A 24058-nucleotide genomic window follows, 5' to 3' on the forward strand; every position below is an offset into this window, starting at 1 on the left:
AAATTATGAAACGAACCATTAAAAAAGTAGCTATTCTAGGCTCAGGAGTAATGGGATCCAGAATCGCCTGCCACTTCGCTAACATCGGTGTACAGGTGCTTCTTTTAGATATCGTCCCATCTGAGTTAAGCGATGATGAAAAAGCCAAGGGCCTTTCTTTGGAGGATAAAGCAGTGCGCAACCGCATTGTAAATGCCGCATTTGAAAATACACTGAAAGCCAAACCAGCAGCTCTCTACGATAAAGCAAATGCTAGCTTGGTCACCACAGGTAACTTCGATGATGATCTCCCTAAAATTAAGGATTACGACTGGGTCATGGAAGTAGTGGTGGAGCGTTTAGATATTAAACAGAGCCTTTTCGAAAAGGTAGAGAAATATAGAACACCCGGTACACTCATTACCTCTAATACCTCAGGTATTCCGATGCAGCTGATGACAGAAGGCCGTTCGGAAGACTTTAGAACGCACTTTGCGGGCACGCACTTTTTTAACCCTCCACGCTATCTGCGTCTTTTAGAAATTATCCCAGCACCAGAAACCAAGCCAGAAATCATAGATTTCCTTATGCACTATGGCGATCGTTTCCTCGGTAAAGAAACTGTTTTATGTAAAGATACACCTGCCTTTATCGCGAATAGAATCGGTGTCTATGCCATCATTTCAGGCATGCATACCGTAGAAAAGATGGGTCTCGGCGTTTCTGAAGTAGATAAGTTGACCGGAACCGTTATCGGTAGAGCCAAGTCAGCCACCTTTAGAACCATGGATGTCGTCGGTTTGGATACTACAGTGAATGTAGCGAATAACCTGTACAAAACCCTTACAGAGGATGAGTCCAGAGAAAAATTCAAGCTTCCTAAAATCGTGGAAGTGCTCTATGAAAATAAGTGGCTAGGTGATAAAACGGGTCAGGGTTACTTTAAAATGATCCGTCATAAGGATGGACGTAAAGAACTGAAAGAGCTTGACTTTAATACCTTCGAATATAAGGATGCCGAAAAGCCAAAATTCAAGGCGCTCGAGGCTTCGAAGGAAATAGATGATCTGAAAAAACGCATCAAGTTCCTTGTGAACTTCGAAGATAAGGCAGGGGAATTCTACCGGGCTTCCTTCTATGATTTATTCAAGTACGTTTCACACCGTATTCCTGAGATTTCGGATGAACTCTATCGCATCGACCAGGCGGTATGCGCAGGTTTCGGCTGGGAGTTAGGTCCATTCGAGACCTGGGATATTCTCGGCGTAAAAGAAACGGTAGAGAAAATGGAAGCTGCTGGAGAAAAGGCCGCTGACTGGGTACATGAAATGTTAGCCGCTGGACATGAAAGTTTCTATAAAGTAGAGTCCGGCCAGAAGAAATACTACGACATCCAGTCCAAATCGTATCAGACTATCCCAGGAACAGGAGAATTTATCCTTTTGGATACCCTTAAAGCTGCTAATAAAAAAGTTTGGGGGAATGCGGGTGCCACACTCCATGATTTAGGGGATGATGTTTACGGATTAGAGTTCCACACGAAAATGAATTCCTTAGGTGCCGAAGTTATCGAAGGCATTAATACCGCCATCACCATGGCAGAAAAATCCGCTAAGGGACTTGTTATCGGAAATGAGGGAGGTAACTTCTCCGCAGGGGCGAATCTAGCCATGCTGTTTATGTTCGCTGGAGATCAGGATTTTGATGAAATCAACCTGATGATCGCACAGTTCCAAAACACCATGATGCGTGCACGTTACTCCTCTGTGCCAGTAGTAGTGGCGCCTCACAATATGGCACTTGGTGGCGGTTGTGAACTTTCCCTGCATGCAGACGCCATTCAGGCTCATGCAGAACTTTATATGGGTCTCGTCGAAGTAGGTGTCGGCCTGATCCCTGCTGGTGGTGGAACGAAAGAAATGACCCTGCGCTTTGCCGATCAGGTGAAGTCCGGCGACGTGGAGCTTAACCGTTTACAGGAATATTTCATGAATATCGCGATGGCGAAGGTATCTACTTCCGCTAAAGAGGCCTATGGGCTGGGTTATTTAGCGGACAAGGACGCCATTACCTTAAATAGAAAACGTGTTTTGGCGGACGCCAAAGCCAAGGTACTCAGCTTAGATGAGGCCGGCTATACACAGCCGATTCACCGCACGGATATTCGTGTGCTCGGAAAAACGGCCCTGGCGCTCTTCGAAGCAGGTATCACTGGCATGCAGTATGGAAAATACATCTCCGAGCACGATGCGAAAATCGCCCGTAAGCTGGCTTATGTGATGGCCGGAGGTGATTTATCCAGCCCGACCGAAGTGAGCGAGCAGTATCTGCTAGACCTAGAGCGTGAGGCCTTCCTCAGCTTAACAGGTGAGCAGAAAACACTGGAGCGTATTCACAGCATTCTATTTAAAGGAAAGCCGCTAAGAAATTAAGCGTTTTTAAGGCGGGGGCCTAAAGGCCAAAGTGAACGGTTTTCAGGCCCCTTACCATGTATCCAAACATGGATGAGCACGGAAAAACAAAAACACAAAATAACGACATTCAACACATGGAAGCATATATCGTAAATGGATTTCGCTCAGCAGTGGGCAAGGCAAAGAAAGGTGGCTTTAGATTTTATCGCCCAGATGACTTAGCCGCTGACGTGATTAAGTTCTTAGTGGAAAAAACCCCAGGCCTAGACCCGAAAAGGGTGGATGACCTCATCGTAGGAAATGCCATACCTGAAGCAGAACAAGGCATGCAGATGGGCCGGATGATTTCCCTTTTGGCCCTCGGAAAAGAGGTTCCAGGTTTTATCATCAATAGATACTGCGGATCGGGCTTAGAAGCCATCGCTTTGGCCGCAGGCAAAATCAAAGCCGGCATGGCAGACTGCATCATTGCAGGTGGTACAGAGTCCATGTCCATGGTTCCTATGATGGGGTATAAAACGGCCCTCAACTGGAAAATAGCTTCTCAGACGCCTGATTACTACCTCAGCATGGGCCTCACGGCGGAGGAGCTGGCGGGTGAATATGACATCACACGAGAAGATGCCGATGCCTTCTCCGTTCGCTCTCACGAAAAAGCACTAGCGGCTATCGCCGAAGGGCGTTTTAAAGACGAGATCGTGCCTGTGGAAGTAGAAGAAACCTACCTGGATGAGAAAGGCAAGCGTAAGACGCGCAAGTATATCGTAGACACCGATGAAGGACCTCGAAAGGGTACACCATGGAGGCCTTAGCAAATCTCCGTCCTGCTTTCCGACAGGGAGGTCAGGTCACAGCGGGGAACTCTTCCCAAACGTCTGATGGTGCCGCTTTCGTCCTCGTGATGTCAGAGCGCATGGTGAAAGAGCTCAATTTAGAGCCAGTAGCACGCCTAGTGTCTTACAGTGTAGCGGGCGTGGAGCCGCGTATCATGGGTATAGGCCCGAAGGAAGCCGTGCCGAAAGCGCTAAAGCAAGCAGGTATCGGCTTGGGAGACATCGACCTTATCGAATTAAACGAGGCTTTTGCAGCACAGGGTCTCGCAGTAATCAAGTCGCTGGATATGAATCCGGATATTGTGAATGTGAATGGTGGTGCGGTGGCACTCGGACACCCACTCGGATGTACTGGTGCTAAGCTCACCGTCCAAATTATCAATGAGCTTAGAAGAAGGAACGGCAAATATGGACTCGTTACCGCTTGTGTCGGCGGTGGTCAGGGTGTAGCCGGTGTGGTAGAATTACTGAAATAAGACACGAAAATTAAACGCATTAAAGGTTATCATTATGCTAACGCAAAAACAATCAATTAACGGAGGAGAATTCCTTATTAAGGAAACCCAAGCCCAAGATATCTTTATCTTCGAAGAGTTTAATGAGGAGCAGCGCATGATGGCGCAGGCTTGTCAGGATTTCATCGACACCGAAATTACTCCGAAGATGGAGGAAATCGATTCGATGAAGCACCCTGAATTAGTGCCAGCTATTTTTAAGAAAGCAGGAGAGCTCGGTCTTTTAGGTATTTCAGTGCCTGAAGAATTCGGGGGGATGGGAATGAGCTTTAACACCTCGATGCTAATCGCAGATATCATCGGAGCTGCTGGAGCCTTCTCTACCACTTACGGAGCACATACAGGTATCGGTACTCTTCCGATCTTGTACTATGGAAATGAGGAGCAGAAATCCAAGTATCTTCCTAAGCTAGCGACAGGCGAGTGGGCAGCTTGCTACTGCTTGACCGAGCCAGATGCAGGTTCTGATGCTAATAGCGGTAAAACCAAAGCCGTACTTACCGAAGATGGTAAGCATTATGTCATTAATGGTCAGAAAATGTGGATCTCGAATGCGGGATTTGCGGATATTTTCATCGTGTTCGCGAAAATAGAAGACGATAAAAATTTGACTGCCTTTATCGTAGAGAAGGATTTCGGTGGCATCACCATGAACGAGGAGGAGAAGAAAATGGGTATTAAGGGTTCTTCGACCCGCCAGGTGTTCTTTAACGACTGCAAGGTGCCTGTAGAAAACATGCTCTCCGATCGTGGTAATGGGTTTAAAATCGCCGTAAACATCCTAAACATCGGACGTATCAAGTTAGGTGCAGGTGTCCTAGGTGGATGTAGAACGGTTATCTCCCATGCCATCAAGTATTCTACAGAACGTAAGCAGTTCGGAGTGTCCATCAATACCTTCGGTGCCATAAAATCTAAAATCGCTGAAATGGCAGTGAAGACTTTCGTGAGTGAGTCCCTCTCTTACCGTGCGGGTCAGGATGTAGAAGACCGTATCGCTGCGCTTATCGAGGAAGGTATGGATCCTACGGAAGCGAAATTAAAAGGAGTAGAGCAGTTCGCGATCGAATGTGCGATTTCTAAAATCCATGGCTCGGAGGTTCTGGATTATGTCGTGGATCAGGGCGTACAGGTATATGGTGGTATGGGCTATTCGGCCGATGCACCGATGGAGCGTGCCTATCGTGATGCCCGTATCGCACGTATCTACGAAGGTACAAATGAAATCAACCGTATGCTTATGGTAGGAATGCTCCTTAAGCGTGCGATGAAAGGAGAGGTGAATCTCTTCGATCCTGCTATGGCCGTATCGAAAGAGCTTACTTCTGTACCAAGCTTCGATTCTATCGACACTTCTGAGCTTTTCGCAGCAGAAAAAGAAGTGATTAAAAAGCTGAAGAAGGTCTTCCTCATGGTAGGCGGTAAAGCGGCGATGGCTCTGCAGGATCGCATCGAGTCTGAGCAGGAAATCATGATGAACCTCGCAGATGTGATGATCGAAATTTATGCTGCAGAATCTGCTATCCTACGGGCTGAGAAACTTGCCGAGCATCCAAGGTGAGGAAGCGACAAAGCATCAGATCAACATGGCGCGTATTTATCTAGCAGAAGCAGCAGATAAAATCAATGTGGCAGCAAAAGAAGCCATCGCCTCTTTCACGAAGGGTGATGAGCAGAAAGTGATGCTCATGGGCTTGAAGCGCTTCACTAAAATGGATCTAATCGATACACGTTCTTTACGTCGTGAGATCGCAGATTACATGATCGAAAAAGGAAAATACCCCTTTTCTTAATAAGCTGAAGTGCCCCTAAGTAAATAAGTGTAAGGCCTCCTATTCGTAGGAGGCCTTTTTTTTATAGAAATACCTTTCGATCGGATTTTGGAAAAAGTAAAAGCCTTATGTGATAAAAGGAACAGATTTTGGCAGCAGAGCGGCGTAAATTGCGTGTATGTCTGTTTTAAAGTCAAATACTTCTAATAAAATCACTTTAGGTCTGCGAGAAAATTGGCAACAGTTCGCACTTCTCGTACTGGTTAATGCTTTCGTAGGCGGTATGATCGGAATGGAGAGAAGTATTTTACCGGAATTTGCCTCCGTTCGCTTCGGGCTAGTTTCTACCTCAGTGATGCTTACGTTTATTCTTGCATTCGGCATCTCGAAGGCCATCGCAAACTACTATACAGGCCGTTTAGCGCAGCGATTAGGTAGAAAAAAGCTCTTAGTAGTGGGCTGGATTATAGCCCTTCCCGTACCGATGCTACTTTTAGTTGCCCCCACATGGAACTGGGTCATAGCAGCTAATATCCTACTGGGTATCAGCCAAGGGTTAACGTGGAGTGCCGCGGTGATTATGAAAATCGACCTCGTGGGACAAAAAAATAGGGGTTTCGCCATGGGCATTAATGAGTTTGCAGGTTATTTTGCCGTAGGCCTAATCGCTTTTCTTACAGGTCTTGTCGCATCGAATTTTGGTGTCCATCCCTATCCTTTTTACCTCGGTATAGGTATTAGTTTATTGGGTCTATTCTTTTCAGTTTTTTTCGTCAAAGATACTATACAGCACATGCAGGCTGAATCTTCAGCGCCAGAGCTTAGTACGCAAGCTATCTTTCCCAATATTTTTTTGGCCACAACATTTAGTAACAAGACCTTAAGTACAGTTACACAGGCTGGCCTAATAAATAATTTAAACGATGGCATGATTTGGGGACTTCTGCCTGTTTTACTCCTCCAAAACCAGTTTTCTACCGCAGATGCCGCTATTTTAACCGCATTGTATCCCACCGTATGGGGCTTGGGTCAACTTTTCACAGGAAAATTAGCGGATGTATTGGCGAAAAAGCCTCTCTTGGTGATGGGGAATGCTGGCGCAAGGGGTGGCCATCATCGGCATTACCATCTGGACTTCCTTTACAGGGATCGCGCTGATGGCTGTGGTACTTGGCTTGGGTACCGCACTGGTTTATCCGACATTCTTGGCCACTATAGCCAGCGCCACACACCCTAGCCAGAGGGCCGAAAGTATCGGGACTTTCCGACTTTGGAGGGATCTTGGATATGCCTTCGGGGCGATGTTATCGGGAGTTTTAGCAGATTATTTTGGTATCTCCGCGGCTATCGTCACCATCGGTGCCCTAACCATAGCCTCAGGGGTATTGATCCTGCTGCGAATGCCGAATGGAAAGGAAGTCATGCACGAAATGAATCCATGATATATGGAGAAATACTTCGAAAAAATGTCAGGACAGAAGAGCTCCCTCCGTGTTGAAGACTAAAATGCCATCTACTGCCGAGTAGTGGAGCGCTTCGCGCAATTTTTCCACCTCCGAATCCTGTACCAAGGAACGCACCGCAGCCATGCCCGCCACTCCTGAAGCGCCAAAATCTACCTGCCCTTTAAAAAACTGAAGGGTCGCTGCTGCTGCCTCTTCACTAATAGTTAGCGCCCCCCGACTTAATGCACGTAAAATGGGCCAAGCTAAACTGGAAGGAATGCCACACTGCAAGCCTCCCATAGTGGTCGGCCCTTCGAATTCAGGTGCTCTTCGATATCCTGCCTCCAAACTGCTCAGAAATCCCGCCGATCCTTCGGGCTCCACCAGCAGCACCTGCGGCATCTCCCTTCCAAAGCGTTCATACAAATAAAGCGCCACGGCAGCTGCCCAAGAGCCTACGCCTACTTGCAAAAACACCCAGCTATTCTGCGATAAACGCTTAAAAACACCCTGCCGTTCCAGCTCTATCAGGTGCGTTCGATAGCCCGCCATGATCCAAGAGGGAATCTCCGTGTAGCCTTCCCAAGCAGTATCTTGAACGCATGTAAGGCCCCTTACCTGACTTTGCGCCAGCGCAAAGGCGACCGTCTCATCATAATTCAAGTCTAACTGCTGAACCTCAGCACCCTCTTTTTCAATCGCTAACTTGCGAGCAGCCGACACCTCCCGAGGTACGAAAATCAATGCAGGCAAGCCCTCCCGTGCGGCGGACCAAGCCAGTGAGCGCCCATGATTTCCATCTGTGGCAGTGCAGACCCCTTGTATGGAGGGTTCGCGTTCCAGTAGGCGGTGTAGAGCATAGGAGGCACCCAGCGCCTTAAAGGCCTGAAGCCCGAAACGCTCGCTTTCATCTTTTATGAAAATCGGCGCCGGACAGTGTGCTAAGCGCTGTAGTCGCACAGGAGCCATCCGATAAGCCGGTAATCGTTCATGATAAGCGATGGCCCGATTGTCCTGCAGCATTTCCAGCTGCGCGGCACTGAGCCCTATGTTAAAATCGGGGTTTTGGAGGTAAAAACGTCGAATCGCCATCAGCTTAAAAGGTTTTTAGCGGCATGTCCAAGCATACTAAGGTGCCCGTGCCGTCTGCATGTAGATCTTCTACAGCGTAAACGATAGGGAAAGCGTTTCGTTCACGCATCAGCTCGATGCGTTCTTTGATGATTCCTGTGGCCTTAGAGACATGACCGCGCACTTGCTGGGCATAGAGTGCCGCAGAAGCTGCCCGTCCGATCCCATCGTCTTCCACTTCTATCCGAATAGGGGCGCCCTCATCCGTAGCGCCAGCCACCTTCGGTAAAATCCGTAGGGTCAGGTGACCTCCAGGAGCACGATGGCGAAGTCCATGTTCGATGGCATTTTCCAGCAGGGGCTGTAGTAGCATCACGGGGAGACGCACACCCAGATGTTGCAGCTCCGCTGCCACGTCTACCTCATAGCGAAAGTGCCCCGGGAAGCGCAACTGCTGCAGCTGCACATAGTGCTGAAGAAACTGTAGCTCCTCCTCCAGGTCGATAAATTCCTGCTCGGATGCATCTAGGGCCTTGCGCATCAGCTGGGAAAAGGCATTCAAGTAGCTATCAGCGTCGGCCACGCGCTCCTGCAGAACGACGGACCGCAAGGCGTTAAGGGCATTGAATAAAAAGTGGGGGTTCATCTGACCCCGCCGCCAGCGCTGTTCAGCGTCCAACTGTACGATACGGCTTTCCAAGCTCTTTTTACTGGTATAGGTATAGCCTGCGATAAGTAGAAGCAGCAGGGTGCCCAGGCCACCAGCCAGGAGGGTATTACGGCGTGCGAGCTGCAGCTGCTGAATTTCATTCGCCTGCGAGAGGGCTAGAATTTCAGTTTCCTTTTGGCTTAGATCGAATTTAGCTTGCATTTCCGCCACCTGCTCGTTTCGCTCCAGTAAGGCCAGGCTGTCCGCCTCCTCGCGTGAGCGGGTAGATAGCGCATAGGCCAGCTGAAAATCTCCCCTAAGCGCGGCCAGAGCAGCCTGTGCATCCAAAATCCGTAGCCCCATTTTAGGAGAGCCGATTTGAAGGGCCTTTTCAGCGGCCTGCGCGTAGTACGACTCCGCCAGCGCGTAAGTTGCTGCCTCCAGCTGGTAGAGCTGCGCCAGATTAAAATAGGAATGCATCATAAGAAAATGCTCTCCGATCTCCTCTTCTATCTGTAAGGCCAGCTCATAATTCGCGATGGCCTCTTGGGTACGCCCTTCCTTTTCGAAGACCCCGCCCAAGTAGTTTAGGCTATACGCTTGACCCACGGGATTTTCTAAGGACACCTGCAGCTCGTAGGCCCGATTTAAGAAGTCCTTAGCTTCTTCGAAGCGCTCCAGACGTGCATATAAATTTCCTAAATTGCCAGAAATGACAGCGATACCTGGCAGGTGATTCAGCCGATTCATAAAGGCAAGGGCTTTTTTTAGGTACTCCTCAGCCTGTTTTAGATCGTCTAATTCCTGATAAATGGCAGCAATATTATTCAGCGTTCGTGCCGCCATCATGCCATCGTCTAATGCCGTAAAAAGTGTACTCGCCTCCAGCAGATACTGTAGCGCCTGCTCCATCTGAGACTGCCAAGCATAAAGCGAACCGATCCGCATGGCCGCCTCCGCACGCAGGTCCTGAAGAAATGCCTGATCAGCAGTTCCACGGTAGGCTTGCTCGCAGGTTTGTATGGCCAGCGTGTAGTCCCCAGCCCGCTGAAGCTGTTCCGCACTGTCGATAAGGGCACGGTATTCCTCACGCTCAGGAGAGGGGTTTTGCCTGGCGGCAAGGGGGCCGAAGCTGATCCAATAGCAGCAAAGCAAGCACCAAAATAGGGAAGGTGCGACTTTACATCGGGTGAGTGGGGATAGAACAGGGCGATTCAAGGTACTTGTAGTTTGGGCTTATCAGTGAAATTACACACATTTTTACCAATTTAAAAGCGGGAAATAGGGTTTTAACCTACCAAGTTTTTAGTTTTTTTTACTGTTTATATTCAGCCTAAGAAGCTATCGGGTATAGCTAGCTAAGAATATTTAATAAGGGATCCTTTGAATAAGACAAAATTTAGCGTAGCTTTCCCTTAAATTCAAGATGCAGCAACTATGAAAACTATTTTGAAACCGCTAGCCGGCGCATTTTTATTCCTGTGCCTGCTCGGACCATTAAGTGGCTACGCTCAAGAGGTGAACCCCGGAAAAGCACCAGGGTCGAATAACTTTTTTATTGAACTTGGTGGCCCTTCCTTGATTTATTCCTTTAACTATGACTTCCGCTTTGATCGCAGCCAGCGTGACGGCTGGGGAATGCGCGCAGGTCTGGGAGGATTCTACCGCCGAGAGCCACGATGGGATTCCTCGGAAGGCATGCTCGTAGTCCCCGTACAGATTAATAGGCTGTATGGGAATGGCAAGCATTTCTTCGAAGTAGGTGGAGGGGCTAGCTTCGTTTACTTCCAAGATACCTTTACCGACTGGAATACCCAGCGACCTGTTCGCCGTAACGATTACGACTTTATCCTCGACCTGGGGGAAACCCCCTCCTTAATGGGTACCTTTACCCTGGGATATCGCTTAGTTCCAGAGAAAAGTGGCTTCCTGTTTCGTGCGCAGATGACGCCTATATTTAATCAAAATGGCTTTTGGCCTTTCTGGTTCGGGGTGAGCTTTGGCTATTCTTTTTAAGCACGAAGCAAAGCCAGAAAGGGGCTGGCCCGCACATACGAAAGCCCTTCTCCATACCTGAAAGGGAGGAGAAGGGCTTTCATTTTAGCCTACATACTTGGGGCACTCAGGCCTTCCGGTTAGACGTAGTCCGCTTTAGCCAGATAGTTAAAGCTGCGCTCGATAGATTCCATCGGCTCATAATTATAGCGCTCTACCTCTACGAAATAGTGGCGCATGCCCCCCGCCTTACGCGCAGTATGAAAAATAGATGCAAAATCCATTTCCCCACTCTCGCCGATTTCCTTTTCGTCTTTTATATGGAGAAGTTCAAAGCGCCCAGGGTGTTTTTCCATAAATTCCACCGGCGATACCCCGGCCTTTTGGCACCAGTACACGTCCAGCTCAAATGTCACCAGCTCAGGATTGGTTTCCTCGATTAAAAAGTCGAGCATGCGTACATCACCCACCTGTCGGAATTCCCAGTCATGGTTATGGAAGCCGAATTTCAGTCCGCGCTCCGCGCAAATAGCCCCAATAGTATCGTAATACTTCACCCATGCCGCTAAAGCAGCCTTGGTCTCAGGCACCGGCATCGCAGGCTTTACCAAATAAGTCGCCCCTAAAACGGCATGATCATCAGCAGCTTTTTTCCAAAAATCTGTGGCATACTGTGTTCCTGCTGGATCAAATTCCGGTCCCATCACATGGGCCGAACGCACCTGTAAACCTAAGCCGTCTATAAAACCCTTAAACTCTGTCGGGCGCATCGTATAAATTTTTCATCGGCATAACTGGCCGTCTCCAGCTCTTTATAGCCGATCTCCGCCACCCGTTCTAGCTGCGCCTTGCGTGTGCCTGCATATTATCGCGGATGGAGTATAACTGAAGGCCGATGGTTTTTTCGTGTCTTTTCGCCCAGCCGATTCCTGGACTGAGTAGCGTTCCCGCCAGCACCGTTCCGCTTAGTGCGAGAAATGTTCGCCGGTCATAAGGGTTCTTTTTCATGGGTTAACTTGGTTTATATAGGTTTAAAATAATGCTCGGAGCTTATACCGCCTCTGCCGTCGCATACTGAAGCAGTCGGAAGGCCAGCAGCCCAGATTCGGGTAAAACCATGTCTGCCGCTACCCGAATGCTGATTCTCTTTCCGAATTCATCGCTCAATTTAACGATTTGATGGTCGCCATAGTAGTTTACCTTATATAAACGGCCGAAAAGAAGGGGGTGGCTAGGGTCATCTGTCTTTTTTGCCTCCGGCAAAAGCTGCGCATGCTCAGGGCGAAAAAGGATCTGTACCTTCGTTCTATACTCCCCCGCTCGTGGATCGGGAATGTAACCGAAATCGGTATAAAAGCCTTCCGTAGTAGCACTGGCCAAAATGGCATTTTGCTTGCCAAAAAAGTTAGCCACATACGCATTCGCGGGTTGTTCATAAAGCGTGCGAGGCACATCTACCTGCTGCAGTCTGCCTTCATGTAAAATGGCGATTCGATCCGCGGTCGATAGCGCATCTCGTGTGTCATGGGTCACAAAGATGGCCGTAATCCCCGTTTTTTTAATGATAAGGCGGATTTCTTCTCGAACCTGATCTTTTAAGACAGCATCCAGATTCGAGAAAGGTTCGTCCATCAGCAGAATTTTAGGATTGGGTGCGATCGCCCGTGCCAGTGCCACACGCTGCTGCTGCCCGCCAGAGAGCTGATGTGGGTATTTTTTTACACTTTCCTGTAGTCCGACCAGGCGGAGCGTGTTCATGGCCACGGTTTCTTGATCCTTTCTACTGCCTTTTAATCCGTAGCATACATTTTCCAAGAGGGTGAGGTGAGGAAAAAGCGCATAATCCTGGAAGACCATGCCGATTTGGCGCTCATGCGCCGGCACCGTAAAACTACCTGAGACTGACTTTCTTTATTTAGAAGGCGGATATTACCCGAATTCGGATGCTCTAAACCCGCGATTAAGCGAAGCAAAGTCGTCTTTCCAGAGCCACTTTCCCCGATCAGGCCACGATCTCTCCCTCTTCTACGTCCAAATCCAGGTCGCGTACAGCATAAGATTTCGAACTGCTGTAGCGCTTCGATATTCCCTTAAGTTTTAATAAGGTCATGCTTAAGCTTAGGTGAATAAATTAAGCGCGCCTCTTAATCAGTTTATTTAAAACGATAATGGGAATAATTCCTGTTAGAATAATGACTAAGGAAGCGCTGGCCGATTCTGCTATCATCTCATTCGTAGCCATATCGAATGCCTTCGTGGCTAGGGTATGATAGTTGAAGGGCCTAAGGATCAAAGTTAAGGGTAATTCCTTTAAAACATCCACAAAGACGAGCAGAATGCCCGAAATCAAGCTTGTTTTTACTAATGGCAGTTCGATTTTTCGTAAGGTACGCGTGCTTCTACTTCCTAACAGTCGGCTGGCCTCATGCACATGCATGCCCACCTTTTCGAAACCGGCTTCTACGGGGTTATAGCCTACCGCCATAAAACGTACGATATAGGCGAAGACCAGCACGAAGAGCGTGCCCGAAAGAACGAGCCCCAGCGTTTCCTTCGACACGAAGGTCGCATAAAGCCACTTGTCTAAGGCTAAAGCGGGTATCAGGACGCCCACGGCGATCACGGCTCCCGGGATGGCATAGCCTAAAGTGGCCACTTTTACCAGCGCTTTCATCTCCCGAAAAGGAGAGAGCCGCAGTGCGTACAGTAAGACCACACTTAAAAAAACGACCAGCGCCCCCGTCGTGGCAGCGAGGGTAAAACTTCTGTAAATAAGCGTAAAAAATGCCGCATCGATGACTTTCGCATAGGTGAGCTTCGCCCAGTACAGCAGCTGTAAAAAGGGAATAAAAAAGCTAACCGCGAAAAGTAGGCCGCAGAGTAAGGTGAGCAGTCCCTGACGAGCTGGACTTAACTTCAGACGGACGAGCGGCTTGTTCAGACCATTAACATTACTGTAACGGCGCTGTCCGCGCTGCTTCGACTCGATAAAAAGAATACTGAAGACAAAAACCATGAGCAAGGCCGCCAAATAAATGGCTGTGTTCGCATCGCCCATCGAAAACCAGCTACGAAAAATTCCGGTCGTGAAGGTGCTGACGCCAAAGTACTTTACCGTACCATAATCATTCAGTACCTCCATGGCCGCCAGTGCGATCCCCGCCACGATAGCAGGTCGCGCCATAGGCAAAGCTACCTTGAAAAAGGTTTTGGTACGGCTCATCCCCAGCAGATAGGAAGCCTCCTGCAGGGTCTTGGACTGCTGAATGAAGGAACTCCTGCTGATTAGGTACACGTAAGGAAATAGGGTGATGGAAAGAATAAAAATGGCGCCAGGCAGGTTCATCAGGTCAACTAAGCTCCCCTTCACCTGAATGTCCAGGCTATTACGTAGGAAACTTTGGATCGGCCCCGCATAATCTAATAGGCCCACATAGGTGTAGGCCATGATATAGCCCGGAAAAGCTAAGGCAAAATCAGTAGCCATTCGAACCACTTGCGCCCTGGAAAATCGTACGTTGAGACGAACCAAGCGCTGCTTACACCCAGTAAAAAGGTAAAACACGCCACCCCCACTAAGAGGAGTAGCGTGTTTTGAAAATAATGCGGAAGTAGGTTTTCAGCCATGTGCGTCCACGTTTCCCCCGGACGCTCGAAAAGCTTGACGAAAATCGTCAGCAAAGGCGTGGCCACCAGGCCAAAATAGCCAGCGCATAAGCTGTCCATTTGTTCCACCAATACAGCTTTTTCCCGCTGCTACGCTCTGCTACTTCTGTACGCATTTTACTTGTTTTTACTTCCAGCCTACCTGATCGAAGATCACGACGGCGCGCTGGTTATTTTCTCCTAAAATGGAAAGATTTAAATCGTCAGACTTGAAAGCACCCCACTTTTTTAACTGCTCCGAGAAAGCTACATCCTCACGAACAGGGTACTCATAGTTGATATTCGCTAAAAACTGCTGAGACTCCTTATTGGCTAGAAACTCGATGAACTTAATCGCATTTTCCTTATTTGGCGCATATTTGGTCACACCCGCACCGGAGATGTTCACATGCGTGCCACGATCGTCTTGGTTCGGGAAGAACACTTCGATCTGTTCGGCTGCCTTGCGCTCCTCCGCATTATCATCGTTTAGCATCAGCCCGATGTAGTACGTATTTACGATGGCCACATCGCCCTCTCCAGAAGCGATCGCTTTTACTTGGTCACGGTCACCACCCTTTGGCGCGCGCGCCAAATTATCCAGAACGGCAGAAGCCCAAGCTGAGGCTGCTTCCTCGCCGTTATGCTCGATGATGGAGGCCATCAGGGACTGGTTGTAGATATTTTCAGAAGAGCGGGTTAGGATCCGGCCCTTCCACTGTGGATCGGCGAGGGCTTCGTAGCTGCTGAGCTCCTCCGGAGAAACGCGCTCCTTATGGTAGGCTAAGATGCGGGCACGGTAAGTAAGACCAAACCAGTAACCTGCTGGCTCACGGAATTTCGCCGGGATGGCGGCCTCTAGGGTGCTGGAGCTCACAGGTTGAAGGAGATCTTTCTCCTGAGCACGGTATAGACGACCTGCATCCACTGTAATGAGCACATCAGCCGGGGAACTGGCACCTTCTATTTCGAGTTTTTGGATAAGCTCATCTGCAGAGGCACTGACCACATTCACACGAATGCCAGTCTCCTCTGTAAAGCGATCAAACAACTGCTGATCTGCCTCGTAATGGCGATGGGTGTACACATTAACGACGCCGGCCGACTCCTCTTCAGAGCTAGAACCACCGCTACATGCAAAGAAACTGCCGGCGATAAAGCCGATGCCGAAAAGGCGAAGTAGGGATTTCTTCATCATCTTACGTTTATTTGAGGGCAAAAATAATCACTATTTAAATCAAATCTAAATAAAACAAAAAAAGATTTTATCTTTGTAGGCAGAAAGCGTGCTTCGTCAGTTCGCAAAAACCTTTTAGCAAGACCTTAAACGATGACGATCCAACAGTTAGAGTACATTTTAGCCGTGGACAAATACCGCCACTTCGGCCATGCCGCGGAATCCTGCTTTGTCACCCAGCCGACCCTAAGTGCTCAGATTCACAAGCTCGAAAAAGAGCTGGAAGTGACCATTTTTGATCGCTCGAAAATGCCCGTTATCCCCACCGAAATCGGCTCCCAGCTGATCGAGCAGGCGAAAAAGGTGGTGGCAGAAAGTAAAGGAATCTACGAAATCGTCAACCAAATGAAGGGGGACATCAGCGGTGTCGTCAAGCTGGGCATCATCCCCACGCTGGCACCTTATCTGTTGCACCGTTTTGTGAAAAATTTTCTTTCTAAGTACCCGAAGGTGCAGCTGCAGGTGGAGGAGCTGATTACGGAGGAGGTCGTGCGTAAGCTGCGAAATGATGACCTCGATATCGGCATCGTGGTCACCCCACTAGAGGAACAGGGCATTCTGGAAAAGCCACTTTTTTACGAAAAATTCTATGCCTACCTCTCGCCTGACCATTCGCTCCTGAAAAAAGAGTCCCTTACAGCGGCAGATTTAGAAGTAGACGATATGTGGATCCTACAGCAGGGGCACTGTTTCCGCGACCAGGTGCTGAATTACTGTAACAGGACCAAGTTTCAGCACATGAACTTTCACTACGAAAGTGGCTCGCTGGAAGGTTTGAAAAATATGGTGAACAAGTACCAGGGACTCACCCTGCTCCCTGAGCTGGCCACGTTGGAGCTGGAAGCGGAAGAGCAGCAGCGCCTACGCGGGTTTTCCGACACGCCGCCGATTCGGGAGGTGAGTATGGTACTCACGCGTAGCTTTTTAAAGCGTAAACTCGTCGAGCTCCTTTATGAAGAAATCGTGGCTTCCGTGCCGCAAGCCATGACCTCGAAGGCACATGGCGTGGTGGTGAAATTTAAATATTGAGCCTTACGCCGTGGTGCAAGGTTTTTCCACGTATATTCGGGCATGAAAGGCTGGTTTCACACGCACCACACTCGACGTACCCTCATTTTCTCTCTTTTTCGCCTGCAGGGAAGGGAGAACGATCTTTTTATGGGGTTTTCCTGTTACAAACAGCCCTTTTTCTGGCCTTTTCTAACCCTCTTCAGGCGCAGGACAGCCGGCCGAATTTTGCTAAGCGTTACCTGAATGGGATTTTTAATGATACCACCGACATCCGTCAGCCTCAGTTTATCATTTATCCCACCTTAGCCTTCGCCCCAGAAACCTCTTGGGAAATCGGCGTATCGCCGCTCTATGTTTACTATGCGCGCAGGGATACTTCGAACCGGCTATCTGAAATTAACGGCTTCGCTTTCGTGACACTCGAAAATCAGTACGGGCTGTGGCTGGATCATGCGAACTACACCCACGAGAACAAGTGGTTTTTCCTCGGCAGTCTACGCGTACAAACCTTTCCGCTGAAGTATTTTGGAATCGGAATGGACGTACCGCTAGGCCCGGAAAATAAACATTTAGCCATCGTAGATGCGAATCAAATCCAGTTTAAAGAGCGTGTTCTACGTAAAGTTTCAGAGAATTTTTTTGTCGGCCCTGAGTTTGATTTTCAGCGCTTTTCTTCTGTACGCTTTTTAGATCGCCCAGAAGCTCCTGCCTTTGAACGCCCACAAGGGGATGCCGGAAGCACGAACTTTGGAATCGGCTGGGGACTGGTCTGGGATGAGCGGCATAATGTGCTAAATGTCCGTCATGGTAATTTCCATGAGCTCGCCTACTTGCGCTATCACCCGGCGTTAAGCACATTTGACTTTCATACGGTGATCAGCGATAACCGCATATTTAGAACCCTTCGGCCGAATCAGGTGCTGGCGATTCAGGCACTTGGCGTCTTTAACGCAGGAGAAGTGCCCTTTAACCAGCTGGGGCTACTCGGCGGAGAAAGCCTGATGCGCGGCTATTATTTGGGACGCTTTCGGGACAAGCATTACTTAGCGGGACAAGTAGAATACCGCTTTTTACCCCTACCACTGGGCTTTACGAAGCGTCTCGGAGCAGCTGTTTTCGCGGGTGCGGGCAGCGTGGCACCCCGACTGCGGCCAGAAGCTTTTACGAAGCTGGCCTACTCGGGAGGGGCTGGCCTGCGCTTTCTCTTGTTTCCGAAAAAGGACATTTACACCCGCCTAGATTATGCACGCACCCCAGAAGGCAGCGGCGTCTATTTTTTCATTGGAGAAGCCTTTTAATGTCTTCTTTCTGCTGAGGTATTCCGTGTTTTTTCGTACGGCCTAACCGGCCAAAGCTCCCGTTTTCAGATACTCATAGAGTGCTGCCAATTTCGTAATCGGAAGTACTTCGATCTGGTGGTATTTACCTAAGTCCAAGCCCTTAATTGCATATTTAGACAGCATAATCTGCTTAAAACCGAGTTTTTCTGCCTCGGAAATGCGGCTTTCGATACGGTTCACGGCTCGGATTTCGCCCCCTAGACCCACTTCTCCTGCGAAACAAAGCGTCTCCGGTACATGCACGTCATCATAGGAGGAAATCAGCGATGCGCAGACGGCCAGATCGAGTGCCGGATCGTCCACCCGTAGGCCTCCAGCCACATTTAAAAAGACATCTTGGGTTCCTAGGCGCATGCCACCACGTTTTTCTAGGACCGCTAAGAGCATGTTGAGCCGCTTCGCATCATGCCCAGTACTACTCCGCTGGGGAGTTCCATAGGTGGCCGTGCTTACTAAAGATTGAATTTCAATCAACAAGGGGCGATTGCCTTCCATCATGCGCCGATCGCCACACCATGGGCAAGCTCCTCACGCTGCGTCAGCAGAATTTCGGAGGGGTTGGGCACTTGGCGTAGCCCTTCGGCACGCATTTCGTAAATGCCTAACTCTTGGGTGCTACCAAAACGGTTTTTGCTGGTGCGCAGGATGCGGTAGGAGAGGTGGCGGTCCCCTTCGAACTGCAGCACAGTGTCCACCATGTGCTCCAGCACTTTCGGGCCAGCGATGGCACCATCCTTCGTGATGTGACCTATTAAAAAAACGGGCGTATGGCTTTCTTTCGCGAACTTCATCAGCTGCGCGGTACATTCCCGCACTTGGCTCACAGAACCTGCGGCCGACTCCACCTGCGGGCTGGCCAAGGTCTGAATAGAATCGATGATCAGCACCTCCGGCTCTAACTGCTTCACAGCCTGAAAAATGGCTTGCGTATTCGTCTCAGCCAGCAGAAAAAGCTGGTCCGACCGAAACGGCATGCGCAGCGCGCGCATCTTGATCTGCTGCTCACTTTCCTCTCCGGATACATAGAGTACTTTTTGGCGAAGTGTGAGCGCGATTTGTAGCATCAAAGTAGATTTTCCGATGCCTGGTTCTCCCCCGATGAGCACCAGTGCACCCGGTACGATACCCCCGCCCAGAACACGATTTAACTCTTCATCAGCCGTGTGGAGGCGGCTTTCATGTCTTTCTTCTACATCGAGGAGACGGATGGGGGCAGATTTTTTGGCCTTCAGGCCACCTGAGGAAATGTCCCGCCACTCACTTTTACCTGGACTATCTTTCTGGACGATTTCTTCCACATAAGTGTTCCAAGACCCACATGCAGGGCATTTACCCACCCATTTTGGCTCTGAGCCCCACATTCCTGACAGAAAAATGTTGTTTTTACCTTCGCCATACCCGCTGTTTTCGGCTGTAAAACTATAGAATTCAGCGCGCATCTGCTAACCGGTAAGCGGAAAAACCGCTGCTAGCCTTTTGGCCGGCAGGCCTTCGGTCAATTTCCATGCATGCGGCGTACGATTCCCTCGAAAAGTGCCACCCCAGTCGGGATTAGCGCATCCGGAAAATCGTAGGTAGGCGCATGCAGTTGAGGCAGTTTTTCCCCCGCACCGAGGCCGAAGAGCACCGTGGGCATTTCTGCAGAAAAAACGCCGAAATCCTCCGACCAGCGAAAGGGAATCCGAATATGTTTGGTCTGCAGCTCGAGGGCCTTCGCCGTCTCGTTTACCTGTTCCCAGGCTTTGGGGTGGTTTGCGTGGCCGCAAAATGCTCTACCAGTCCACCTGACATCCTAGTCCATAGCTCTCTGCGATGGAGCGGGCCAACTTCTCGCTGTAGCCGCGGAGCTGTTCCAGGGTCTCATCTTCGTAGGCACGCAGGGTGAGCATGATGGTCGCAGCCCTGGAGTAGTGCCAAAAGCCTGCTGCCGAGCTGTGCATGCACCACGGTCACGAGGCTAAATTTCTTCATGGCATCCGGCAAGTACTGGAGTGCCACGATGGTTTTGCTCATGGCTTCCGCTGGACTTAGGCCGTCTTCGGGGTGAGCGGCATGGGCGGTTTTGCCAGATAATTCGATGATCATGCCTACTGAGACTGCCGCAAAACTGTTTTTTTTTAGCACCACTTCGTGAAGAGGATAGCCAGGTAAGTTGTGTAGCGCAAATGCCGCGTCTATGGCACCAAGCGCCTCAAATTTTTTATCTGCCAGGATGGCTTGGGCGCCTTCTCCAGTCTCTTCGGCAGGCTGGAAGAGGAGCACCACTTCACCCTTATCCGGGCGCCGGGCTGCTAGCGCTTCACCGAGTCCACATAAGATCGCCATGTGGCCATCGTGGCCGCAGAGGTGGCCTTTTTTTGGGTCTTTGCTGGCGTGGGCGAAGGAATTGGTTTCTTGGATCGGAAGACCATCCAGCTCTGCACGAAACAGGCTTCTGGGGCCAGGAGCATCTCCTTTAAACACGAAGGCGAGGCCATTTCCACCCAGCGCTTTTTCGGTGTGGTCTGCCTCTAATTTTCGAAAAAGAAAGAATATGTTCGGCGGTTTGGGACTCTTCCCCCGCTATTTCCGGCTGCTGATGGAGGGCGCGACGTAAGGAACGTAAGCGATTAAATTGCTCTTTATGCATGGTTGTTATAGGTTTAGGATCCTGTTTTGCTGGGCGCAAAAAAAACGCCGAAACTACAATATCCTAATTTTTTTTACCTAATTCCAGTTTTTTCAGGTCTTTAGTCCAGGGTGGAGGGCGAAAATGCAGGTAGCTGGAATTTTTTTAGCTGGAATTTTGCTACCTTAGGGTAAAGAAAAGAAATATGAACGAAGCGCAGCGCAAAGCCCTCGAGGCAGAAAAAGCCCGTTTAGAGGCTACCCTCACAGGAGATATGTTTCAGGATATGGATACTAAAGATGCTATCCATAACATCGACATGCAGTTAAAAGGAGTGAAGCCGATGGACAGCGCGATCGACTGTATCGGTTGTGGAAGCTAAATCCATGGTTCCCTACAGATATTTTGTTTTGTACAAGCCTTTTGGCATCCTCAGTCAGTTTTCGGGTGAGCCCGAGACTACCTTAGGGTGGCTTTTTCCTTTTCCGAAAGAGGTGTATCCGGTGGGACGCCTGGATAAAGACAGCGAAGGCTTGCTACTCCTCACAGACGATAAGGCTCTGAACGAATATCTCCTACACCCTAGTCATGGGCACAGCAGGACTTATTATGTGCAGGTGGAGGGTATTCCTTCGCAGGAGGCCCTGCAGGCCCTTGCAGATGGGGTGACTATTCGTGTGGACGGTAGAGAGCACCTCACACTGCCCGCAGAAGCGGCCTTGCTCCCGTCTCTACCCGAGCTGCCAGAACGCCATCCGCCTATTCGCTTTCGCAAATCTGTGCCAGATAGTTGGCTTTCGCTTCGTCTGGTGGAAGGGAAAAACAGGCAGGTACGCCGTATGACAGCAGCAGTCGGATTACCTACGCTCCGGCTGGTGCGCTGGAGTATGGAGGAGCTTGATATCGCGGGTTATCAGGTGGGAGAGGTGCGCGAATTCGAGCAGGAAACGCTTTTTCAACTGTTAAAAATTGATAAAAAGCGCTTGTATGCGGCCAAGCGCTCCGAGAAGTTAGGAGGAGTTCGTAATTTCACCCGAACAAAGCCGCGAAAAGGAGGGAGATAAAGCCTTTTATCACAAATCGTCGGCGGATTTTTGCCGTAAGGCATAATTTATACTAATTTTAGACGTTTCTTACGTTTCGGAGTCTAATGGGCTTTCGGACCGAAGTCTATCGCATTTCATAATTCGCTTAAACATGCATCAGGAGCAAATCCAAGAGGTATTACAGGAGGTTAAAAAAGTCGTAGTCGGTCAAGACAGAATGGTAAACCGTCTGTTAATCGGCCTCTTCACGAACGGACATATTTTATTAGAAGGGGTGCCGGGTCTAGCGAAAACCCTGACGGTAAATACGCTGGCAAAAGTGCTGAAGCTGGATTTCCAACGGATACAGTTTACCCCGGATCTTCTTCCTTCCGACTTAATCGGAACGATGATTTATAATCAGCAGGAGTCCAACTTTGAGGTAAAAAAGGGACCTATTTTCGCTAATATCATATTAGCCGATGAGGTGAACCGTTCTCCCGCTAAGGTGCAGTCGGCGCTGTTAGAAGCCATGCAGGAAAAGCAGGTCACGATAGGGGAGACCACGTTTCTTTTAGACAGACCCTTCCTAGTTTTAGCTACCCAAAACCCAGTGGATCAGGAAGGTACTTACCCACTGCCAGAGGCACAGGTCGATCGTTTTATGATGAAAGTGCATATCGACTACCCGACGAAAGAAGATGAACTTGAAGTGATGCGTCGTATGGCGAACTTACAGTTTTCGGCACAGATAAATCCGATCTTAGGCAAGGAAGAAATTTTCGCTATTCGGGATAAAATTAACCAAGTGAAGGTAGCAGAGCCCTTAGAGAAATACATAATCGAGCTGGTTTTTGCTACGCGTTATCCGAGCCAGTACGGCTTAAAAGAAGAAGCGAAATACATACAGTTTGGGGTTTCTCCGCGTGCTAGTATCAACTTAAATCTAGCCGCTCGTGCAGTGGCCCTTCTAGACGGCAGGGATTATGTGCTTCCGGAGGACATTAAGGAAATCGCAGAAGATGTCTTAAACCATCGGATCATCTTGAATTATGAGGCGGAAGCAGATCATGTTAATAGTCGTGATCTGGTGAAAACACTTTTAGATAAAATTCCAATCAATAAATCCGTGGCGTATAACTAATGCCTATTTCGGCTTGCGAACTAAAAATGTACGCTTTCCGGGGTATCTGTTGTTGGTACCCTTAGCTGAAAGGACTTAAGACGCCTTTGGTTTTAAGTCCTTTTTTTCATTTGGTAACTTTTTGTTCACACAGAAACCTGTATTTTCGCTAGGATTTAGCAGTAATCCTAATAATCTTCGGTTTCATGTTAATTTTTTTGCTTTTATTCGGTTATTTGAACGATAAAATGTAACGAATCCGTAAAACCCTTTTTCATCTTTCAGTTGAAATCCTCCGCACCTTTGCATCGATCTAACATGCTGTGCGATGGTACGAATTATACCCCTAGTTTTATCCTTTTATTTCTTAAGCCTCGGCTGGCTCTATGCGCAGTCGGGCAGTGTACGTGGAGTCGTTAAGGACTTTGCTACTGGCGAAACGATTATCGGTGCGAATGTCTTCCTCGAGGGCACGGGTATCGGTGTGGCTACTGGCTTAGACGGTGATTTTGAGTTGGCTAAAATCGAGCCCGGTCGCTATAATCTGGTCGTATCTTTTATTTCCTATAAGACGATGCGCTTCGAAAACATCGAAGTATTTTCAGAAAAAGCCACGACCGTACAGGTAGAGCTGCAAGAAGACTTAGGCGACCTGGGCGAGGTGCTGGTGATGGCCAGTAGAGAAACAGGGTCCGCCATCGCGGTGGTTTCGGAGATTCGAAATTCTCTCCAGGTTGTGAGTGGCATCTCTTCTGACCAGATTAAGCTGTCCCAGGACGGTAATGCGGCGCAGGTGATGAAGCGTGTTTCAGGTGTGAGTATCGTCGATAATAAATTTGTGCGCGTTCGCGGTGTGGATGACCGCTATAACGTTGTGATGATTAACAATGCCCTGGCACCGAGCACACAGGTAGATAAGCGCACTTTTTCTTTCGATCTGATTCCAAGTGATTATCTCGATCGGATGATGATCTACAAGTCTCCCTCTCCAGAGGTTCCGGGCGATTTTGCCGGAGGCATGGTAAAAGTTTTTACCAAAAATACGGTTGACGAGGATTTTTTAACTTTCGGCATGGGCTTCGGCTATCGTGCTGGAACCACCTTAAATACACATAAGACCACAGAGACATCGCCAACAGATTTTTTAGGTTTTGATAGTTCCCGAGGCTTCCAGCAGGCTTTCCGACTACAGAAACGCTTACCAGTACTTCTACTACGAGCCCAGCTCGATTCGAAGCGGCTCGCCTACTGGATAATAATTATACCATTCAAGAAAGAACAGCCACCCCAAATGCCAGCTTCGGACTGGGCTACGGAAAAACCTGGCGCCTACGCAGTGGAAATGCCACCCTTTCCACAGTAAATAGCCTTGGCTGGGCGCAAGACTATCAGTTTT

20 protein-coding genes and 4 pseudogenes are annotated in these 24058 nt (G+C 49.1%); 12 read left to right on the forward strand and 12 right to left on the reverse strand.

Annotation, left to right across the window (positions count from 1 at the left end; genetic code table 11):
- Positions 1–5: 5 nt before the first annotated feature.
- From A3SI_RS05805 to A3SI_RS22280, 5 genes and pseudogenes are all read left to right on the forward strand, one after another.
- Positions 6–2411, forward strand: a complete 2406-nt coding sequence (locus A3SI_RS05805; protein ID WP_009054285.1) for a 3-hydroxyacyl-CoA dehydrogenase/enoyl-CoA hydratase family protein — start codon at positions 6–8, stop codon at positions 2409–2411.
- 116 nt (positions 2412–2527) lie between these two features.
- A pseudogene (locus tag A3SI_RS05810) lies at positions 2528–3702 on the forward strand (thiolase family protein).
- Positions 3703–3736: 34 nt separating this feature from the next.
- Positions 3737–5534, forward strand: a pseudogene (locus tag A3SI_RS05815) (acyl-CoA dehydrogenase family protein).
- Positions 5535–5691: 157 nt separating this feature from the next.
- Positions 5692–6750, forward strand: coding sequence for an MFS transporter (locus tag A3SI_RS05820; RefSeq protein WP_009054299.1), 1059 nt, complete (start codon positions 5692–5694; stop codon positions 6748–6750).
- A complete protein-coding gene (locus A3SI_RS22280) occupies positions 6641–6955 on the forward strand; it encodes an MFS transporter (protein WP_316929097.1) in 315 nt (104 codons plus the stop codon). Before A3SI_RS05820 ends, A3SI_RS22280 begins: the two co-directional genes overlap by 110 nt.
- A 27-nt stretch (positions 6956–6982) precedes the next feature.
- Here the strand turns inward: A3SI_RS22280 and A3SI_RS05825 are convergent, their stop codons facing one another.
- Both A3SI_RS05825 and A3SI_RS05830 read right to left on the reverse strand, forming a co-directional pair.
- Complete coding sequence (locus A3SI_RS05825; protein WP_009054300.1) at positions 6983–8050, reverse strand: pyridoxal-phosphate dependent enzyme; 1068 nt, start codon at positions 8048–8050, stop codon at positions 6983–6985.
- A 4-nt stretch (positions 8051–8054) separates the two neighbouring features.
- Entirely contained in the window at positions 8055–9833 is a 1779-nt protein-coding gene (locus A3SI_RS05830) for a tetratricopeptide repeat protein (protein WP_009054301.1), read from the reverse strand.
- 282 nt (positions 9834–10115) lie between these two features.
- On the opposite strand from A3SI_RS05830, the gene A3SI_RS05835 reads away from it, so the two are divergent.
- Positions 10116–10694 (forward strand): hypothetical protein, encoded by a 579-nt coding sequence (locus tag A3SI_RS05835; protein WP_009054302.1) that lies wholly within the window; start codon positions 10116–10118, stop codon positions 10692–10694.
- A 119-nt stretch (positions 10695–10813) separates the two neighbouring features.
- On the opposite strand, the gene A3SI_RS05840 is transcribed toward A3SI_RS05835, so the two are convergent.
- The 7 genes from A3SI_RS05840 to A3SI_RS05855 all read right to left on the reverse strand — a co-directional run bounded on the left by A3SI_RS05840 (position 10814) and on the right by A3SI_RS05855 (position 15516).
- Entirely contained in the window at positions 10814–11443 is a 630-nt protein-coding gene (locus A3SI_RS05840) for a sugar phosphate isomerase/epimerase family protein (RefSeq protein ID WP_009054307.1), read from the reverse strand.
- Positions 11444–11510: 67 nt separating this feature from the next.
- Positions 11511–11681, reverse strand: a complete 171-nt coding sequence (locus A3SI_RS20275; RefSeq protein ID WP_238531617.1) for a hypothetical protein — start codon at positions 11679–11681, stop codon at positions 11511–11513.
- A gap of 42 nt (positions 11682–11723) precedes the next feature.
- Complete coding sequence (locus A3SI_RS05845; RefSeq protein WP_394330351.1) at positions 11724–12530, reverse strand: ABC transporter ATP-binding protein; 807 nt, start codon at positions 12528–12530, stop codon at positions 11724–11726.
- On the reverse strand, positions 12464–12646 hold the full coding sequence (locus A3SI_RS23170) for a hypothetical protein (RefSeq protein ID WP_394330352.1): 183 nt from the start codon (positions 12644–12646) through the stop codon (positions 12464–12466). The genes A3SI_RS05845 and A3SI_RS23170 overlap by 67 nt, the downstream gene beginning before the upstream one ends.
- A gap of 158 nt (positions 12647–12804) precedes the next feature.
- A complete protein-coding gene (locus tag A3SI_RS05850) occupies positions 12805–14160 on the reverse strand; it encodes an ABC transporter permease (protein ID WP_009054310.1) in 1356 nt (451 codons plus the stop codon).
- A complete protein-coding gene (locus A3SI_RS20280; RefSeq protein WP_009054311.1) occupies positions 14139–14408 on the reverse strand; it encodes a binding-protein-dependent transporter inner membrane component in 270 nt (89 codons plus the stop codon). The genes A3SI_RS05850 and A3SI_RS20280 overlap by 22 nt, the downstream gene beginning before the upstream one ends.
- A gap of 58 nt (positions 14409–14466) precedes the next feature.
- Positions 14467–15516, reverse strand: coding sequence for a Fe(3+) ABC transporter substrate-binding protein (locus A3SI_RS05855; protein ID WP_009054313.1), 1050 nt, complete (start codon positions 15514–15516; stop codon positions 14467–14469).
- Positions 15517–15648: 132 nt separating this feature from the next.
- On the opposite strand from A3SI_RS05855, the gene A3SI_RS05860 reads away from it, so the two are divergent.
- Both A3SI_RS05860 and A3SI_RS05865 read left to right on the forward strand, forming a co-directional pair.
- A complete protein-coding gene (locus A3SI_RS05860; protein WP_009054314.1) occupies positions 15649–16584 on the forward strand; it encodes a hydrogen peroxide-inducible genes activator in 936 nt (311 codons plus the stop codon).
- Positions 16581–17864 (forward strand): BamA/TamA family outer membrane protein, encoded by a 1284-nt coding sequence (locus A3SI_RS05865; RefSeq protein WP_009054315.1) that lies wholly within the window; start codon positions 16581–16583, stop codon positions 17862–17864. Before A3SI_RS05860 ends, A3SI_RS05865 begins: the two co-directional genes overlap by 4 nt.
- Before the next feature lie 42 nt (positions 17865–17906).
- Here A3SI_RS05865 and radA read toward each other — a convergent pair.
- The 3 genes and pseudogenes from radA to A3SI_RS20290 all read right to left on the reverse strand — a co-directional run bounded on the left by radA (position 17907) and on the right by A3SI_RS20290 (position 20369).
- Positions 17907–19302 (reverse strand): annotated as a pseudogene (radA, locus tag A3SI_RS05870) (DNA repair protein RadA).
- Positions 19303–19401: 99 nt separating this feature from the next.
- A pseudogene (locus A3SI_RS20285) lies at positions 19402–19629 on the reverse strand (amidohydrolase); the annotation flags it as partial.
- 137 nt (positions 19630–19766) lie between these two features.
- Positions 19767–20369, reverse strand: a complete 603-nt coding sequence (locus A3SI_RS20290; protein ID WP_238531618.1) for a M20/M25/M40 family metallo-hydrolase — start codon at positions 20367–20369, stop codon at positions 19767–19769.
- Positions 20370–20719: 350 nt separating this feature from the next.
- Between A3SI_RS20290 and A3SI_RS19500 the strand changes: the two genes are divergently transcribed.
- The 4 genes from A3SI_RS19500 (at position 20720) to A3SI_RS20295 (ending at position 24025) form a co-directional block, all read left to right on the forward strand.
- The gene (locus A3SI_RS19500; protein WP_009054319.1) at positions 20720–20896 is read left to right on the forward strand and encodes a hypothetical protein; all 177 of its coding nucleotides are present in this window, start codon (positions 20720–20722) and stop codon (positions 20894–20896) included.
- A 4-nt stretch (positions 20897–20900) separates the two neighbouring features.
- Positions 20901–21578, forward strand: a complete 678-nt coding sequence (locus A3SI_RS05880; protein ID WP_009054321.1) for a pseudouridine synthase — start codon at positions 20901–20903, stop codon at positions 21576–21578.
- 133 nt (positions 21579–21711) lie between these two features.
- On the forward strand, positions 21712–22683 hold the full coding sequence (locus tag A3SI_RS05885) for an AAA family ATPase (protein ID WP_009054323.1): 972 nt from the start codon (positions 21712–21714) through the stop codon (positions 22681–22683).
- A 307-nt stretch (positions 22684–22990) separates the two neighbouring features.
- Positions 22991–24025: a TonB-dependent receptor gene (locus tag A3SI_RS20295; RefSeq protein ID WP_238531619.1), complete on the forward strand. Its 1035-nt coding sequence runs from the start codon at positions 22991–22993 to the stop codon at positions 24023–24025.
- Positions 24026–24058 lie beyond the last annotated feature (33 nt).

Source organism: Nitritalea halalkaliphila LW7 (assembly GCF_000265075.1).
GTDB lineage: Bacteria > Bacteroidota > Bacteroidia > Cytophagales > Cyclobacteriaceae > Nitritalea > Nitritalea halalkaliphila.